Genomic DNA, 17,132 nt, shown 5'->3' with positions numbered 1-17,132 from the left:
AGGCTTTTTTCCGTGGGTTTCAGGCGCTGGGGGACGCCAGTTCAGGAGGCTTTGCCCGTCAGCGTCGTCACATGGCCCATCTTCCGGCCAGGGCGCGACTCTGTCTTGCCGTAGAGATGCACCAGCGTATCGTCGCGTTTCAACCAGTCCGGAACAGCGAGGATATCGTCGCCAATCAGGTTCTGCATCACGCAATTGGAGTGGCGGCGCGGGTTGCCGAGAGGCAAGCCGGCCACGGCACGGATATGTTGCTCGAATTGCGAGACCATGCAGGCCGCTTCCGTCCAATGGCCGGAATTGTGGACGCGCGGTGCCATCTCGTTCGCGACGAGGCTGCCATCGGCAAGCACGAAGAACTCGATGCCGATGACGCCGACATAGTCGAGCGCGCTCAGAATTTGTTCGGCCGCCTTGCGCGCCGCCTCGGCGGTGGTGGCGGAGATTGTCGCCGGAATTGTCGAAGTATGCAGGATGCCGTTGCGGTGGACGTTTTCGGCCGGGTCGAAGCAGAGCACGGTACCGTCGGTAGCGCGCGCTGCGATGATCGAGACCTCGCGTTCGAAGGCGATGAAGCTTTCGAGGATGAGCGGCACAGAGCCAAGCTCCGCATAGGCGCCCTCAGGATTGTCGGCCGGCGAGCGGAACACCTTCTGGCCCTTGCCGTCATAGCCCAGGCGCCGGGTCTTCAATACGCCCTGGCCGCCGAAATCCTTCAGTGCCTGCTCGAGATCGGCCTGGCTGTCGATGGCGTGGAAACGGGCTGTCGGAATGTTGCAACCGTTGATGAAGCGCTTTTCGACCAGCCGGTCCTGAGCAGCTTCCAGCGCCTTTGGGGGCGGGTAGACCGGCACGCTCTTTGCCAGAGTTTCGGCAGCGGCGACGGGCACGTTCTCGAATTCGTAGGTGACGACGTCGCAGAGCCCCGCCAGTTCGGCGAGCGCTGAAGGGTCGTCATAGGCGGCGGTGATCTGGCTGTTGGCGAGCTGCGCGGCGGGGCTATCGGCCTGCGGTTCCAATATCACCGTGCGGAAATTCAGCCGTGCTGCGGCCATGGCAAGCATGCGGCCGAGCTGGCCGCCGCCGATAATGCCTATCGTCCTTACCATCAGAGATCGTCCATCGGATATTCGGCGACGGAGGCGCTCTGGCGCTCGCGCCATTCGTCGAGGCGCTCGGCGATCTCCTCGTCGGAAAGGGCGAGTACGGCAGCGGCAAGAAGGGCCGCATTGATCGCGCCGGCCTTGCCGATGGCAAGCGTGCCGACGGGGATGCCGCCCGGCATCTGGACGATGGACAACAGGCTGTCCTGGCCGGACATGGTCTTGGACTGCACAGGCACACCGAAAACCGGCAGCGGCGTCATGGATGCTGTCATGCCCGGAAGGTGAGCCGCGCCGCCAGCGCCCGCGATGATGATCTTGAAGCCCTCGGCGCGCGCGCCCTTGGCGAACGTCACGAGCCGGTCAGGTGTACGATGAGCAGAGATGATGCGTGCATCATACTCGATTTCCAGCGCCTCCAGCGTATCGGCAGCATTCTTCATGGTCTCCCAGTCGGACTGGCTGCCCATGATGATGGCGACTGGCGGTCTGTCTGTTATCGTCACAATCGTTCCTTCAGGCGATGATGTCAGGGATGATCTGGTCTTCCAGCTTGGAGAGCTTGTCCTTGATGACCAGCTTCTTCTTCTTCATGCGCTGGATGCGGAGGGCGTCGCAGCCCGTCTCAATCATGGCGTTGATCGCGGCGTCGTAATCCTCGTGCTCCTGACGCAGACGCGCCGCCATGAGCCTGATTTCCGCCTGTTCCTGATCGGCCATTTGCATTCCCCATAATCGTCTTCGGACCTTGTCCGGTCTGCCGATAATTTCCGCAAGCTCCTATCACCAAATAGAGGTAACGGGAAGTTAGTGTTGATCATGAATTTGCCGCTTAGTCTTCATCTTTTGGCCTTCGACAAGCCTTCAAAAATGTGTCACAGTCCGCTGGTTGACACCTTGGATCCCTGGCAATGGATGGCTGGGGAAGGGTAAGAGGAAGGAAGGGTCAAATGACTGTTCAAGCTCATCTTGAATCGCTCCAGAAAAAGCATGTCGCTCTCGAGGAGGAGTTGCATGCCCTGAGAACATCTCCCTCTATTTCCGATACTGAACTTGCCGAATGCAAGCGCCGCAAGCTGCGCATCAAGGACGAGATCGAGCGTCTCAAGTCATCCGTCCATTGATCTTTCCAGGCTATCGCCGGACATTAGTCTTGTGAAAGAAAAGGTGAAATTCCCCAATCTTCTCGACTATCAAGCAAGACCCGGTGAATAACCGAAATCGAGCGCCAGTCCCTTGCATGCGGCATCGGGCTGGCGTTTTTGCGAGAAGAGGGCGCCTTCAGGCCCAGAACTGATCCAGCCAGAGATTGAGCTTGTCGAAACCACGGTTGTTGACCGTGTAGATGCGCCTCGTTCCTTCCGAGGTCACGGAGACAAGGTTGCTTTCGAGCAGTGCCTTCAGGTGCTGCGACACGGCGGGGCGGCTGATCGGCAGACCCTCGGCAAGCTCATTGACCGTCTTTGGAGCGCGCCGCAATTCCTCCAGCAAGAACCGCCGGTTCGGATCGGCAATCGCAGAGAAGGGGTCCGTGTTCGACATGTCAAAAAGCTACGTCAAACGGGCCTTTCCAGCAAGGAAATTGTGCATCGCAACGGAATGCAACCCTATCCAAGCACGCCTTCGCGCAAGATCAGGAAGGCAGCGATCAGCGCCATAGCATACATAAAAGGGTAGAATATCTGCGGCTTCATGCGACGTACACACCATGCGCCGGCCATTGTCGCCAGCGGAGCGAAGGGCACAAGCGTGGCTGAGGTCAGAAGATTGCGGGTGTCGAGTTGGCCGAGCGCGAAATAAGGAACAAGCTTTATGGCGTTCAGAATGGCGAAGAAGCGTACGCTGGTGCCGGTGAATTCGCGTGGCGGCAGCTTGAGCGGCAGGGCATAAATCTGGAATGGCGCGCCGCCTGCATGGGCGACGAAGCTGCCATAGCCGGAAAACGTGCCCCAGAGGCTTGCCAGTATCGGGCGTTGGGGACGCGGTGGGATGACTATCCCCTTGCCGGGGCCGAAATTATTCCAGAAGTAACGCAGGCAGAAGGCCACCGTGACGGCACCGATGAGAACGCGCAATACGCTGCCTGGCACGAGAGCGGAGGTCGCCCAGCCGAAGGTGATGCCGAGAATAGCGCCGGGCAGCATGATCTTCAGCGTCGTCCAGTCGCCATGCTGGCGCCAGATCGCCAGCGAGATCATGTCCATGAAGACGAGGATGGGAAGGAGGATCGCGGCGGCTTCCACGGGAGCGACGACGAGGGCGAGAAAGGGAAGGCCGATCAACGACAAAGCGTCGCCCATCCCGCCTTTAGCAAGCCCGACGAGAATGACAGCCGGGATTGCTGCGTAGTAGAATGACAGATCTTGCGGCATGCTTTTGAAGTTCCTCCCCTTGCAAGCCCCCTCTATCGGAATTACTCACTCAAAACGAGTGCGGATCCGCCATAGAGCGGGAAAAACCGCCGCAGATGGAAAGACTTCATGACCGAACCGGAAAACCGCTGCCGCCTTGTTCTCGTTCTGCCCGATATCGCCGATGCCGATGAGCGGGCGAAAATCGTCGCCGATGCGCTGAAAGGCGGTGATGTCGCGTCCGTTATCCTGCCGCAATACGCTCTTGACGACGGCGCCTTCCAGAAGCATGCGGAAAAGCTCGTTCCCATTATTCAGGGTGCGGGTGCCGCGGCGCTGATTGCCGGCGACAGCCGCGTCGTCGGTCGCGCGAAGGCCGATGGCCTGCACATCACCGGACCGGCAAGCGAGATTGCCGATGCAATCGATCGTTATGCGGACAAGCTGATCGTCGGCGGCGGGAATGCCGCCGACCGGCATACGGCGCTGGAAGTCGGCGAGGAGCGGCCGGATTACATCTTCTTCGGCAAGCTCGACGGCGACATCAAGCCGGAGGCGCATCCGAAGAACCTGGCGCTTGCCGAGTGGTGGGCGTCGATGATCGAAATCCCGTGCATCGTCATGGGCGGCACTGATCCGGCTTCCGCCCTCGCCGTTGCGCAGACCGGGGCCGAGTTCGTGGCGATGCGCATGGGCGTATTCGCCGAGCCGGCTCAGGCGCCCTCGATCGTGGCTCAGATCAATGCCCTGCTTGACGAAAAAGCGCCACGGTTTGAGGATTGATATCGCGCTTATGCCGATCCCCGCCCGCTTTTCGAGATGCGCTCTCTTTTGTATAGCCGCCTTATTGGCGGCTCGGACGGAGTTTGCGCAGGCACAGGCGAATGAAACCGTTACCGAGCGCTCGCCAACGCCAAGCCAGACATTCCGTACGGACCGACCGCAGCCCCCGCAGGGTATTGAGCCGTCTGACGGCGTCGGGGTTTTCGATCGCATGGGTGCGAAGCTGCCCGATCTGCCACCTGAAAAGCCATATACGGGTGCGATCGACGAAGCGTTCGGCGCCTATCAGCGTGGCTACTATCTGACCGCCATGGACAAGGCGCTGCCACGGGCACAGCTCGGCGATCCGGCGGCCCAGACGCTGATCGCCGAAATCCTGTCGCAGGGCCTCGGTGTCAAGCGGGACATGAAAAACGCTGCCTTCTGGTATGGCAAAGCGGCAGAGGGCGGCGATCCGACCGCCATGTTCAAATATGCGTTGCTCCTGATGGAGGGCAACAATGTCACGCGAGACAAGGCGAAGGCCGACGAATATATGCGCAAGGCGGCCGATGGCGGAAATTCGTCAGCCGAATTCAACTGGGGCCAAACGCTCGTAGCCGACAATCCCGGGGACAAGGGATTGAAGCTTGCCCTGCCTTATTATGAAAAGGCAGCAGAGCAGGGCATCGCAGACGCGCAATATGCGGTAGCGCAGATCTACCAGCAGGTGCCCGACCTGCCTGAAGACAAGAAGCAACTGGCACGCGAATGGATGGCGCGCGCGGCGCGGGCGGGCTTCGATACGGCTCAGCTCGACATGGGTATCTGGCTGATCAACGGCGTCGGTGGGCCGAAGGATTACGTGCGCGGCTTCGAATGGATGAAGCTTGCGGCCAACCGGGGCAATGTCGCTGCGCAGAACAAGCTCGCTCATCTTTACGTCAATGCAATCGGCACGGCGCCCGATCCGGTCGAGGCGGCCAAGTGGTACGTCCTGTCACGGCGTGCAGGACTGAGCGATCCCTCGCTTGAGGATTTCTATCTCGGCATCGAAGACGACCAGCAGAAGGCGGCGATCGAAGCGGCGAACAAGTTCCGCCGCATCAATTGAGCTGCGGCCTTTCTAAAAGAGGGCGTCCTCGAACAAGTCCTCGTCGCTCTGGGCTTTGGCGGGCTCGGCAGGCGCCATTGTTGTTGTTTCCTCGTTGGCGGGAATGATGTTGCGATGGACATTGCGTTCCTGAACCATCGTGTAGAGCTTGAAGATCTTGCGGTCGAGCGGGCCAATTGCTTCGGCAATGTCGGAAATATCGGCGATCTGGTCGCCGGCCACGGTTTCCAGCACGTCGGCGCAGCGGGCAAGCACGTCACCGAGATCATGCTGGAAATCGAGTTTGCCGATCAGCAGGTTGATCTTGGTCGCGACCTCGCGGCCATGTTCGGCAAGGACTTTGAGTTCGTCTTCCATCAGGTTGGCCGCGGAGCGGATCGTGCCGACGGCCGAGGTGAGGCTTTCGGCAAGGCCGCCGTTCCTGGAGCCGGCGGCGGGGGCAACGCGCCCTGCCGAGGCTTCGAGCGCAGGCAGGCCATTGACGATGGCATCGGCTGAATCATCCAGCTTGCCGGCAAAAATGCGCAATTCGGCGGTGACGACGTTGATCGACTTGCCTTCTTCGCCGAGACGGCTGCAGCGCAGGTTGGTATTCAGCGCCATGTAATGGATATCGATCTTGACCGCGCGGATCGCCTCGATGGACTGCAGAAGCGTTGCGGCGGTGCCGATCGTCGACTGGCTGACCTGGTCGGCTTGACGGCTTGCCACATCGACCTGCTTGACGATCTCGTGAGCGGCGGAGACGCTCGATTCCAGCGCGCGCATGAAGTTCCCACCGCTGCCGTCGCTTTGACCGCTCATCTGGTCGCGCAATCTCAGAATTTCCTGCGTATCCTGGCTGAAGCTTGCGATGGTCTTTACGACATTACGGGAATCCCGCTGAAAGTCAGTGCACATCTCAGCCATCTGCGCGGCTGTCAGGTGATGAATGACGTTCTGCAGGCGCTTGCGTCCATCGGCATTGAGCTTGGCGCCGTCTTCGCTTGCGAGGAAATCCTCGAGCAGCGAGAAGGTGCTCTGCACATGTTCGATGCGCTGGCGAGTGATATCGCCGATCTGCAGCGCCGAAAGAGTGGAGGCGACCTTGCCCTGCACGCCGCGGGCGATTGCGCCTACATCGCGGGCGATGGTGCCGAGGCTCTGGCGGTGGTCGGCAATCTTCTTTGCGTCATCCTTCAGCGCCCTGGCGACTGCCGGAACGGTGTCGGCGTAGCTCTTGGAAAGATTGTTGCCGAAGGAGAGGGCGAGCTTGACCTCCTTCTGCAGGCTGTCGAGATGGGTGGCGAAGCGGTTGACTTCGTCAGTTCCCGAATAGATGCGCTCAAGGATTTCCTGAGCGAAGCCTGCAAATTCGGCAAGGCCCGCACCCGTTATCTTTACCGTCACTGCGAAGGTGCGCAGGTAGCGCATCGTCTCCTGCATATCAGCGACATGCCGGTGCAGTTCCGAGCCGGTCTGGGCAAGTGCCGTCAGAGCCTGCTGGCGTTTTTCCTCAGAGCCCGGAAGCTCGATCAGGTTCTGGACGGTCGCATTGAGATCGGCGCTGGTGTCACTCGCCTCATTGTTGTCCAGCGCCTTGGTGATCTGGTCCAGTGACGTCAACAGACGATTGAGGACATCCATCACTGAAAGCAGGACTGTACCACCTTCGAGGAAGCGTTCCTCCACCTGGGCGCGGGCCGACTCCAGGGTCTGGCTGATATCCGAACCTGATGCCAAATATGCAGTCTGTGCCGATGCCGTCGCGTTTGTCACATTTGTACCTTTACTTATGAACACAGGCAATTTGACTCTATTTTTACGGGCAGGATGGAAACGGCAGGTAAACGCCGCAGACTCGTAAACGTTGTGATTAACAACCCATAAAACTATTCGGCAAGATTTTATAAGCTTCCTATAAAGTGTTGTCTAAAATATTGTTTTTTCAGGTTATTTCATAATATGAGAAAGCTTCAGTATAAATTATCCCGGATAAGAATTCAGGGAGTCGGGACTCGCGCCAATTGCACTTTCCTACAACCGCTGTTTACGCGCTGTTAAGCCTGTCATGAGAGTCCTTTTATGGTCGTTAAGTATTTCTCCGACCATGGAGGCTGCATTGGATACTCAGGCAAAATATTTCGAATCTATATCCCTTCCGGAAGCTCTGAGCATTCGTAATGCTTCGGAAGTATATGCGAATATTATTGATCGTTTTCGCGACAATAATAGTATTGCCGTAAATCTTCCCGAAAACGCGGAGGCGGATCTGAGTTTTCTTCAGCTCATCGAATCTGCCCGTCGTCAGGCCAAGGCCGAAGGCAAGACTTTTACCCTTTCAGCTCCGGCCAGCGGTTCGCTTCTCAAGGTTCTTGAACGCGCCGGATTTATGGAAGTCTTCGATCAAGAAGACCAGAAGTTCTGGTTGCATAAAGAGGTGACATTATGAGCGCAAACATCCTGACCGTCGACGATTCCGCCAGCATCCGGCTGACCACCAAGGTCACGCTGACCAATGCAGGTTACACCGTCACCGAAGCCGTCAATGGCGCCGAGGGTCTGGCAACCGCCAAGAGCGGCAATTTCGACCTGATCGTCACCGACCTCAACATGCCCGTCATGGATGGGCTGACGATGATCGAGGAACTGCGCAAGCTGCCCGCCCAGGCCGGCGTGCCGATCATCTTCCTGACGACGGAATCCGACGCGGACCTCAAGGCCCGTGCCAAGGCCGCCGGTGCCACCGGCTGGCTCACCAAGCCGTTCGATCCGGAAAATCTCGTTAAGATCGTGAAGAAGGTTCTCGGCAGATGAGCTCGCTTGATCCAGTCGCAGTCTTCCGAACCGAAGCGGCCGAATGCCTCGAGGCGATCGAAGCCGGCCTTCTCGACCTTAATCACGACCTCGAAAACAGGGATCTCGTCGACGCTGTCTTCCGCGGCCTTCATACGTTGAAGGGTTCGGGTGCCATGTTTGGCTTCGAGGCGCTTGCGGCTTTCACGCATCATTGCGAAACGGCCTTCGACCGTGTTCGCAAGGGCGAGGTGCCGGCAACCGCCGAGCTCGTCGCCGCCGTTCTTGCGGCGCAGGATCATATGCGCGCCCTTGTCGAGCAACCCGATGCCGATCATGGTGATACCGGTCACAAGCTGCTTGCCCAGCTCCAGGCAGCGGTCGGCGGCAAGGCGGAGGCCAAAGAGGCCACAGTGCCTGTGGCTGCAGCACCTGTCGTCGCCGCTCCCGTCAAGAAGAAAACGACGTGGCGCATCCGTTTCAGCCTTCCGGCGAATTCCATGGCCAACGGCACCAACCCGCTCGGCCTTCTGGATGAATTGCGCGATCTTGGCGAATGTACCGTCCGCGCAAACAGATCGGGCATTCCGCTACTCAACGATCTGGTCCCGACAGAGCTTCACGTTTCCTGGGACGTCGTTCTGACGAGCGAACAGGACCGTTCCGCCATCGACGACGTCTTTATCTTCGTCATGGATGACATGGAGCTCGATGTTCAGGAAATCGCCGGTCCGCAGACCGCAACGGCCGAAGCAAAGAAAGACCTAACTCCTGCCGCAGCTGCCGCAGCAGCTGTCGCTCCAGTGCCCGCCGCTGCTCCGGAATTCCGCCCCGTCGAGGCGGTTCCGGTGAAGCGCGAGGCGGCAGCTCCTGTTCAGGCGGCAGCCCAGGCGAAAGCGCAGGAAAACGTCCGCGTTCCGGCCGAACGCCTGGACGAACTGATGGACCGTGTCGGCGAGCTCGTCATTGCCCAGTCGCGCCTTAGTCAGCTGGCAAGCTCCAGCTCGGATATAGCGCTACGCTCGGTTTCGGAAGAAATCGAACGTCTCTCCGGCGAGCTGCGCGACACGATGATGGTGTTGCGCATGGTGCCGGTCGGGACGCTCTTCTCGCGCTTCCGCCGTCTCGTCCACGATCTCGCCCGCGAAACCGGCAAGGTGATCGAGCTCGTTACCGAAGGTGAGACCACCGAAGTCGACAAGACCGTCATCGAGCGTCTGGCCGATCCGCTGGTCCACCTCGTCCGCAATTCGATAGACCACGGTCTCGAGCCGCCGGCCGAGCGCCTTGGCGCCGGCAAGACCGAAGCCGGCACGGTGACGCTTGCTGCCCACCAGTCTGGCGGCGAGGTCATCATCTCCATCAAGGATGACGGCCGTGGCATCAACCGTGACCGCGTTCGCGCCAAAGCGGAATCCTCCGGCCTCATCGCGCCCGGCCAGCCGCTTTCCGATCAGGAGTTGCTGCAGCTCATCTTCGCTCCGGGCTTCTCGACCGCAGCGGCGATCACCAATCTGTCCGGTCGCGGTGTCGGCATGGACGTCGTCAAGAAGACGGTCGAGGCGCTGCGCGGCACGATCGATATCGTCAGCCTGCCCGGGCAAGGCTCGGAAGTTTCTCTCCGCATTCCGCTGACGCTCGCCATCATCGACGGTCTGCTGGTGCGAGTGGGTTCCGGTCGCTACGTCATCCCGCTCTCGGCGGTCGAGGAATGCCTCGAACTGTCGCTGGAAGAAGATCTCCGCTCGCGCGGCCGCTCCTTCATCTCGCTGCGCGACAGCCTGGTTCCGTTCCTCAGGCTTCGCGATCTCTTCCGCACAGGCACCAAGCCGGACGTCCACCAGAAAGTGGTCGTCATCTCGACGGGCACCGAACGTGTCGGTCTGGTGGTCGACCAGATCATCGGCGACCACCAGACGGTCATCAAGTCGATGTCGAAACTGCACAACGACGTGGCGACCTTCTCCGGCGCCACCATTCTCGGCGACGGCAGCGTCGCTCTCATTCTTGACGTCGGGCATCTCGTTGCCGCGGGTCAGCAACAGGAGGCGCAATTGCGCGTGGCAGGATGAGCACAGCAACAGCCGAAAAATTCGACAAGCACTGGAATTACGCTGAGGAAGTCGAGGTTCTGACCTTCGATCTCAATGGCGAAACCTTCGCTCTGGAAGCAGTCATCGTACAGGAAATCCTGGATCTGCTTCCCGAGACTGCGGTACCTGGCGCCCAGCCTTTCGTCGCCAGCGTCATCAACTTCCGCGGCAAGGTCATTCCGCTTGCCGATCTTCGCCTCGCCTTCGGGATGGAGGCTTCGGAAGCGACAATAGACAGCCGCATCATCGTCATCGAGGTCGATCTGCAGGGGGAGCAGACACTCGTCGGTATCCGTACTGACAAGGTGAACGAGGTGACGACGCTGACGAAAAACGCCAGCGAGCCGCCGCCGAGCGTGGGTATGCGGTGGCGCGCGGATTATATCAACTGCCTGGTCAAGAGGGGTGGTGAGTTCATCATCCTCCCGAATTTGCAGGCGATTTTCTCATCGAGGCATGAGACGGCGGGGGCCGTCAACTAGCCGGAGGCCAATCACTGAGGGGTTAAGACGATGCGATTGACGATCAAGACAAAGCTGGTGACAGCGTTCACCTTTATCATTTTCATGCTGATAGGCACGGCCGCCTACGGCATCTTCAGCCTCGGCTCGCTGAACGATACGATCGGCAACCTTCTTGCCGGTCCTGCTGCGCGCCTCGACCTGGCGCAACAGATCAATATCGCCCAGCTTGAAGCCATCCGCCAGCAGAAGAACCTTCTGACTGCACGCAACGCCGATGACGCTTCCGGCGCCATCGAAAAGGGCGCCAAGGCCCGCAAGGACTTCGCCGATGCATTCGCTGCCGTGACGAAACTCGCCACCGAGGAAGGCAAGGCGCGTTGGGAGCGCGTTGCCCAACTCTCCGCGACATTCAATCAGGCCGACGACCAGATCCGAGATTTCATCAAGGCCGGCAATATGGACGGCGCCAACAATATCTCGGTCACGACGGCTCGCCAGGCGGCCAACGATATAGACGCCACGCTCGACGAAATTCTGGCGCTCGAAAAACAGCGCATGCAGGATGCAGACGACAGCGCCGAGCAGCAGTACGGCACGACACGCACGATGATGATCGCGGTTGCCGCCGCAGCGTTGCTGATCGCTGTCCTCACGGCGTTCTGGATCGCAAATACCATCAGCAAGGGTCTCAACCGCGCCAACACTGTTGTCCGTGAAGTTGCCGAAGGCGACCTGACCAAGATGGCCGAAATCACCACGCATGACGAGATCGGCGAACTGCTCGGCAACGTCAACGTCATGATCGAACGCCTTCGCGGTGTCGTCGCCGATGCACTGTCTGCCGCCGACAATGTCTCTTCGGGCAGCCAGGAACTGTCGGCCAGCTCCGAGCAGGTCTCGCAGGGTGCGACCGAACAGGCGGCTTCCGCTGAAGAGGCCTCCGCTTCGATGGAGCAGATGGCTGCGAACATCAAGCAGAATGCCGATAATGCCGCGCAGACCGAGAAGATCGCCCGCCAATCCGCCAAGGACGCGGAAGCTTCCGGCGACGCCGTCAACCGCGCCGTCGATGCGATGCGCACGATTGCCGAGAAGATCGGCATCGTTCAGGAAATCGCCCGCCAGACCGATCTGCTCGCCCTGAATGCCGCCGTCGAAGCCGCACGTGCCGGCGAACACGGCAAGGGCTTTGCGGTCGTCGCTTCGGAAGTGCGCAAGCTTGCCGAACGCAGCCAGTCGGCCGCCGCGGAGATTTCCTCCATGTCGAGCGACACGGTCAAGGCTGCCCGCGACGCCGGCGAAATGCTCGGCCGCCTGGTGCCGGACATCCGCAAGACGGCCGAACTGGTCTCCGAAATCAGTGCTGCCTGCCGCGAACAGGATATCGGTGCCTCACAGATCAACGAAGCAATCCAGCAGCTCGACAAGGTGACCCAACAGAATGCCGGTGCTTCGGAAGAGATGTCGGCCACTTCGGAGGAGCTTGCTGCTCAGGCCGAGGAACTGCAGGCTTCGATCGCCTTCTTCAAGGTTGATACGGCAGGCGCGACCCGCGCTGGTGTACGGAAGACCGCCGCAAAGACTTCTGCAAAGGTGGTGAAGGCTCCGGCCGCCGCCACTCCACGCAAGCCGGCTCCGGCGACGCATACGCATAATCACGGCAATACCGTTGCTTCCCAGCAGGCGCGTGCCAAGGGCTTTGCCCTGGATATGTCGATGGGCGGTCCGGACGCCGGTGACGACGATTTCCGCGAAAGCGCTTAAGCGCTTCGCCGATATGAGCATCGCCGCGGACTTCTTGCCCGCGGCTTACTGAAGACCCGACGTGTGTATGCGTCGGTATCGATCGGCAGATGTCCGCCTGCCAGGTTAAACAGGCAGGCGGAGCATCGGATTTCCCTTCCGCAAGATGGGACCTTCCGCAGTCAGACGCGCTGCGGTTTTGCAAGCCGATCGTAATTTCCGGCAGGGTCCGTGACGACGGGCACGCGGAATGAGCGGCAATGATCTCCTGCAACCGAATATTCTGCATGCATGCCGTCATAAGCGGCAGAATGACGATCCATGCCCGGACGTCGCGCAATGCCCCCAGCTCTGTCGATCTACTTCAAGGAAGTATTCAAATGCGCTTCACGATCAAGGCAAAGTTAGCCATCGCCTTCGGGCTTCTCATTGCCGTCACCCTCTGCTGCGCAGGCTTCGGCATGCGTGGCGTCAGCCTCGTCGCTTCCATGCAAGATGAACTGCTGACCGGTCCGGTTCGCCAGGACGGCTATGCATCCAACCTCGCGAGAGCTTTCGACTCGCTCAATGTCGCGGAAAGCGACCTTCTGCTTGCGACGACGCCTCAGAGAACGCAGCAGGCCGTTTCGGAGATGGAAGCGCAGCGCAAAGCATTCGAACAGGCTCTGAAGGAAGGTCAGGAAAGCGCTGGCGACGGCTTCAAGGAAAAGTGGGAAGCGATTAGCGCCTTCTGGTTGGACTACACGAAGCTCAACGATAACATCCGTGAGCTGGCGCTCAATGGCCAGCGCGACCGCGCAATCGAGGTAAACCAGACGGACGGCGATGTCGCTTCGGAAAAGCTTGACGCGCTGACGGAATCCCTGGCTGGCCTGACGCGCGCCTCGATCAGCGAAGGTGACGAAAGCGCCGACGCAGCATTCCGCAGCACCTTTACGACGCTGATGATCATTGCCGGCGTCGGCGTGGTGCTCTCGATCGTTGCGGCTCTCTGGATCGCGATCAACATCATCACCGGTCTTTCCAAAGTGCGCAGCGCGGCCAATGCGGTTGCCATCGGCGACCTCAACCAGACGATCAACGTGCGCACCAATGATGAGATCAAGGATCTCGTCACGACGATGAATGTGATGACAGCCAATCTGCGCTCCACGGCCGACGTGGCGAATGCCATCGCTGCGGGCGATCTTTCGATCGATGCGAAGCGGCTTTCGGATAAGGACGCGCTCGGTATCGCGATGGAAGATATGATCGCCAATCTGCGTGCAACCGCGCACATCGCCGGTCAGATTTCGAATGGCGACCTGACGGTTTCCCCGAAGCCGCTTTCCGACAAGGATGTTCTGGGCGTTGCGCTCGAACAGATGGTCGAACGTCTGCGCGGTGTCGTCGCCGACGCTATCGCCGCGGCCGAAAACGTTTCGTCGGGCAGCCAGGAACTATCATCCAGTTCCGAACAGGTCTCGCAGGGTGCGACCGAACAGGCAGCTTCCGCTGAAGAGGCTTCCGCCTCGATGGAAGAGATGGCAGCCAATATCAAACAGAACGCCGATAACGCGGCCCAGACGGAGAAGATTGCTCGCCAGTCCGCCAAGGATGCCGAGACTTCTGGCGATGCCGTCAACCGCGCTGTTGCGGCCATGCGCACGATTGCCGAGAAAATCGGTATCGTCCAGGAAATTGCCCGTCAAACCGACCTGCTTGCTCTAAACGCCGCCGTCGAGGCTGCTCGCGCCGGCGAACATGGCAAGGGTTTTGCGGTCGTCGCCTCGGAAGTGCGCAAGCTCGCGGAGCGCAGCCAGTCGGCTGCCGCTGAGATTTCCTCCATGTCCAGCGACACGGTGAAGGCCGCGCAGGAAGCCGGCGACATGCTCGGCCGTCTGGTTCCGGATATCCGCAAGACCGCGGAGCTGGTTTCGGAAATCAGCGCGGCCTGCCGCGAGCAGGATATCGGCGCAGCCCAGATCAACGAAGCAATCCAGCAGCTCGACAAGGTGACCCAGCAGAATGCCGGTGCCTCCGAAGAGATGTCGGCAACGTCGGAAGAACTGGCGACCCAGGCTGAGGAACTGCAGGCCTCGATCGCCTTCTTCAAGGTCGACATGGCCGGCAACCGTCTATCGCACGCTCCTGCTGCCAAGGTCACGGTTCGCACGCCGGTTCCGGCTGCAGCCCGCAAGCCGGTCGCCAAGAAGGCCGCGCCCGCCAACACGGTTTCTGCCCAGCAGGCACGCGCCAAGGGCTTTGCCCTGGACATGTCGATGGGTGGTCCCGACGAGGGGGATGCAGAGTTCAGGGAAAGTGCCTGAGCGCTTGCCACGTTGATGCCGTCAGGGGCTCGGCATTCGGCCCCTGACACAGGCTTTCGGTGCCCAGGAACGCCGGAGGCAAGATCGCAATTTCTTCGATAACCGTTTTCGCCTGCCGGAATGTTTTTGCTGCGTGATGCCGCGCCAAGGAAACCACCGGTCCACACTTATTCCGTCGCTTTCAAATAGGGGTATTGCGATGCGCATCACGATCAAGCTCAAGCTCGCGGCCGCATTCGGCTTCGTCATACTGCTGCTAATGGGTAGTGCAGTCTTTGGAATTATCAGCCTCAGTTCGCTGAACGATGCCGTTGGCAACCTGATCGCAGGCCCTTCAAAAAGCCTGGAGCTGGCTCTGGAAGCCAAAGCTGCCGAGCTCGATGCCATCAGGTGGCAGAAGAACGCCCTTCTGGAAATGGATCCTGAAACGGCCAAGAAACACTACGAAAACTCGGCAAGAAGCATGGATGAAATGCTCGCCTTCGCGACAGGCGGCCAGCAGATCGCAACGGCTGATAGCAAGCCGACATGGGACAGGCTGATCGAGCTGAGCAAACGTTTCGTTGATGGTTCCAACAAAGTCGCCTTGATCCACGAAAGCGGCGACAGGGCAGGGGCCACGGCTTATTCCGGTGGTGAGGTTCGCGCCATCGTCACGGAGCTGGAAGACGTCTTCACCGCGCTTGTCACGCATCAGCAGAAGGCGATGACCCAGGCCGACGACGATACGGAAACCCTCTACGGCAACACCAGAAACCTGCTGATCGGCATTGCCATCGGCGCTTCCGTCATCGCTTTCGCTGCCGCGCTGTGGATCGCGCTCGGCATCAGCAGCGGTCTGCGCAAGATCATGAATGTCGCCAACGCCGTCGCCATTGGTGATCTGAACCAGAAGGTCGAGATCAAGAGCAATGACGAGATCAAGGATCTGGTGAACACGATCAACGTCATGACGGATAATCTGCGCAATACCGCGGGCATCGCAAACGAGATCTCGAATGGTGACCTCAGCGTTACGCCGAAACCGCTCTCTGACAAGGATACGCTCGGCATTGCCATGCTCGGCATGGTGAACAACCTGCGCGCCACCGCCGATATTGCCAACCAGATCGCAGAAGGCGATCTCTCGGTCGAGGTCAAGCCCCTTTCAGCCAAGGATACGCTTGGCATCGCGATGCAAAGCATGGTCGCCAACCTTCGCGCCACAGCCGAAATTGCCACGCAGATTGCTGGGGGCGACCTGACAGTCTCTCCGAAGGCGCTCTCGGCCAAGGATACGCTCGGCACCGCGCTGGAACAGATGGTGGAGCGCCTGCGCGACGTCGTCGCTGATGCAATTGCGGCCGCCGAAAATGTTTCGGCCGGCAGCCAGGAGCTTTCGGCGAGTTCGGAGCAGGTGTCGCAGGGCGCCACCGAGCAGGCCTCTGCGGCCGAGGAAGCCTCCTCCTCAATGGAGGAGATGGCCGCCAACATCAAACAGAACGCTGACAATGCCGCCCAGACGGAAAAGATCGCGCGTCAATCCGCCAAGGATGCCGAGATGAGCGGGAGCGCCGTTTCCCGCGCCGTCGAGGCCATGCGCACGATCGCCCAGAAGATCAGCATCGTTCAGGAAATCGCTCGCCAGACCGATCTTCTCGCCCTCAATGCTGCAGTCGAGGCCGCCCGTGCCGGTGAACATGGCAAGGGCTTTGCGGTCGTCGCTTCCGAAGTTCGAAAGCTTGCCGAACGCAGCCAGTCGGCAGCAGCGGAAATCAGCGCCATGTCGAGCGATACCGTCACGGCCGCCCAGGAGGCTGGCGATATGCTCGGCCGCCTGGTGCCTGATATCAGAAAGACCGCGGAACTCGTGGCGGAGATCAGTTCGGCATGCCGCGAGCAGGATGTCGGTGCGTCGCAGATCAACGAGGCGATCCAGCAGCTCGACAAGGTAACCCAGCAGAATGCCGGCGCTTCCGAGCAGATGTCTGCGACGTCGGAAGAGCTCGCCGCCCAGGCCGAGGAACTGCAGACCTCCATCGCCTTCTTCAAGGTGGATACGGCAGGTGGCAAGGCAATGGCGGCGAGTGGCCGCCAGGGCCGCGTACCAGCCGCCAAGGTGACTACGCGCAGCCCGGCGCCGTCTGCAGCCCGTAAGGCAGCTTCCGCCAACGGCGTTGTTGCTCAGCAGGCCCGCGCCAAAGGCTTTGCTCTCGATATGTCCATGGGCGGACCGGACACGACTGACGATGATTTCCGGGAAAGTGCTTAGGCGCTTCCCCGCGGACAGACGTCGGGGCCGCAGCAACAGCGGCCCCGTTATGGCCGGCGCATGGACGCGTCGGGACACACCGGCCCAGCCGGCAACGCATGAAGCGTTTTTACGGCGGCACAATGTGTCATTTCGCGGGATATCCGCAGCAGTCCTGAAGGGGTCTTGGA

At 60.1% G+C, this 17,132-nt stretch carries 16 protein-coding genes; 10 read left to right on the top strand and 6 right to left on the bottom strand.

Annotated features, from left to right (window positions below):
* Nucleotides 1-41: 41 nt before the first annotated feature.
* Genes FHT93_RS28850 through FHT93_RS28840 form a run of 3 tightly spaced genes read right to left on the bottom strand, consistent with a single transcriptional unit; the run spans nt 42 to nt 1,820 of the window.
* Nucleotides 42-1,109, bottom strand: coding sequence for a 5-(carboxyamino)imidazole ribonucleotide synthase (locus FHT93_RS28850; protein WP_183850894.1), 1,068 nt, complete (start codon nt 1,107-1,109; stop codon nt 42-44).
* Complete coding sequence (purE, locus tag FHT93_RS28845) at nt 1,106-1,600, bottom strand: 5-(carboxyamino)imidazole ribonucleotide mutase (protein WP_112544476.1); 495 nt, start codon at nt 1,598-1,600, stop codon at nt 1,106-1,108. The genes FHT93_RS28850 and purE overlap by 4 nt, the downstream gene beginning before the upstream one ends.
* Before the next feature lie 16 nt (nt 1,601-1,616).
* Nucleotides 1,617-1,820: a DUF465 domain-containing protein gene (locus FHT93_RS28840; RefSeq protein ID WP_029868736.1), complete on the bottom strand. Its 204-nt coding sequence runs from the start codon at nt 1,818-1,820 to the stop codon at nt 1,617-1,619.
* A 230-nt stretch (nt 1,821-2,050) separates the two neighbouring features.
* On the opposite strand from FHT93_RS28840, the gene FHT93_RS28835 reads away from it, so the two are divergent.
* Complete coding sequence (locus FHT93_RS28835; protein WP_007826474.1) at nt 2,051-2,224, top strand: DUF465 domain-containing protein; 174 nt, start codon at nt 2,051-2,053, stop codon at nt 2,222-2,224.
* A gap of 157 nt (nt 2,225-2,381) precedes the next feature.
* Here the strand turns inward: FHT93_RS28835 and FHT93_RS28830 are convergent, their stop codons facing one another.
* Both FHT93_RS28830 and FHT93_RS28825 read right to left on the bottom strand, forming a co-directional pair.
* On the bottom strand, nt 2,382-2,642 hold the full coding sequence (locus FHT93_RS28830; RefSeq protein ID WP_029868735.1) for a metalloregulator ArsR/SmtB family transcription factor: 261 nt from the start codon (nt 2,640-2,642) through the stop codon (nt 2,382-2,384).
* A gap of 65 nt (nt 2,643-2,707) precedes the next feature.
* Nucleotides 2,708-3,472, bottom strand: a complete 765-nt coding sequence (locus tag FHT93_RS28825) for a sulfite exporter TauE/SafE family protein (RefSeq protein ID WP_113015539.1) — start codon at nt 3,470-3,472, stop codon at nt 2,708-2,710.
* A gap of 108 nt (nt 3,473-3,580) precedes the next feature.
* Between FHT93_RS28825 and FHT93_RS28820 the strand changes: the two genes are divergently transcribed.
* Nucleotides 3,581-4,234, top strand: coding sequence for a thiamine phosphate synthase (locus FHT93_RS28820; RefSeq protein WP_183850693.1), 654 nt, complete (start codon nt 3,581-3,583; stop codon nt 4,232-4,234).
* A gap of 10 nt (nt 4,235-4,244) precedes the next feature.
* Nucleotides 4,245-5,327: a tetratricopeptide repeat protein gene (locus FHT93_RS28815; RefSeq protein WP_113015541.1), complete on the top strand. Its 1,083-nt coding sequence runs from the start codon at nt 4,245-4,247 to the stop codon at nt 5,325-5,327.
* 12 nt (nt 5,328-5,339) lie between these two features.
* Here the strand turns inward: FHT93_RS28815 and FHT93_RS28810 are convergent, their stop codons facing one another.
* Complete coding sequence (locus FHT93_RS28810; protein WP_183850691.1) at nt 5,340-7,085, bottom strand: chemotaxis protein; 1,746 nt, start codon at nt 7,083-7,085, stop codon at nt 5,340-5,342.
* 343 nt (nt 7,086-7,428) lie between these two features.
* Between FHT93_RS28810 and FHT93_RS28805 the strand changes: the two genes are divergently transcribed.
* The 7 genes from FHT93_RS28805 (at nt 7,429) to FHT93_RS28775 (ending at nt 16,962) form a co-directional block, all read left to right on the top strand.
* Nucleotides 7,429-7,758 carry an STAS domain-containing protein gene (locus FHT93_RS28805; RefSeq protein ID WP_113015573.1) on the top strand — a complete coding sequence of 110 codons (330 nt, stop codon included), beginning with the start codon at nt 7,429-7,431 and terminating at the stop codon, nt 7,756-7,758.
* The gene (locus FHT93_RS28800; protein ID WP_112544064.1) at nt 7,755-8,123 is read left to right on the top strand and encodes a response regulator; all 369 of its coding nucleotides are present in this window, start codon (nt 7,755-7,757) and stop codon (nt 8,121-8,123) included. Before FHT93_RS28805 ends, FHT93_RS28800 begins: the two co-directional genes overlap by 4 nt.
* Complete coding sequence (locus tag FHT93_RS28795) at nt 8,120-10,174, top strand: chemotaxis protein CheA (protein ID WP_113015543.1); 2,055 nt, start codon at nt 8,120-8,122, stop codon at nt 10,172-10,174. Before FHT93_RS28800 ends, FHT93_RS28795 begins: the two co-directional genes overlap by 4 nt.
* A complete protein-coding gene (locus FHT93_RS28790) occupies nt 10,171-10,677 on the top strand; it encodes a chemotaxis protein CheW (protein WP_112544062.1) in 507 nt (168 codons plus the stop codon). The genes FHT93_RS28795 and FHT93_RS28790 overlap by 4 nt, the downstream gene beginning before the upstream one ends.
* A 30-nt stretch (nt 10,678-10,707) precedes the next feature.
* Entirely contained in the window at nt 10,708-12,423 is a 1,716-nt protein-coding gene (locus FHT93_RS28785) for a methyl-accepting chemotaxis protein (protein WP_183850689.1), read from the top strand.
* A 359-nt stretch (nt 12,424-12,782) separates the two neighbouring features.
* Complete coding sequence (locus FHT93_RS28780) at nt 12,783-14,711, top strand: methyl-accepting chemotaxis protein (protein ID WP_183850687.1); 1,929 nt, start codon at nt 12,783-12,785, stop codon at nt 14,709-14,711.
* Nucleotides 14,712-14,910: 199 nt separating this feature from the next.
* Nucleotides 14,911-16,962: a methyl-accepting chemotaxis protein gene (locus FHT93_RS28775; RefSeq protein ID WP_029869070.1), complete on the top strand. Its 2,052-nt coding sequence runs from the start codon at nt 14,911-14,913 to the stop codon at nt 16,960-16,962.
* Nucleotides 16,963-17,132: the final 170 nt, after the last annotated feature.

The organism is Rhizobium sp. BK379, from assembly GCF_014193955.1.
In the GTDB taxonomy this organism is placed as follows: domain Bacteria; phylum Pseudomonadota; class Alphaproteobacteria; order Rhizobiales; family Rhizobiaceae; genus Rhizobium.
This window is presented reverse-complemented; position numbering and strand designations above follow the sequence as displayed.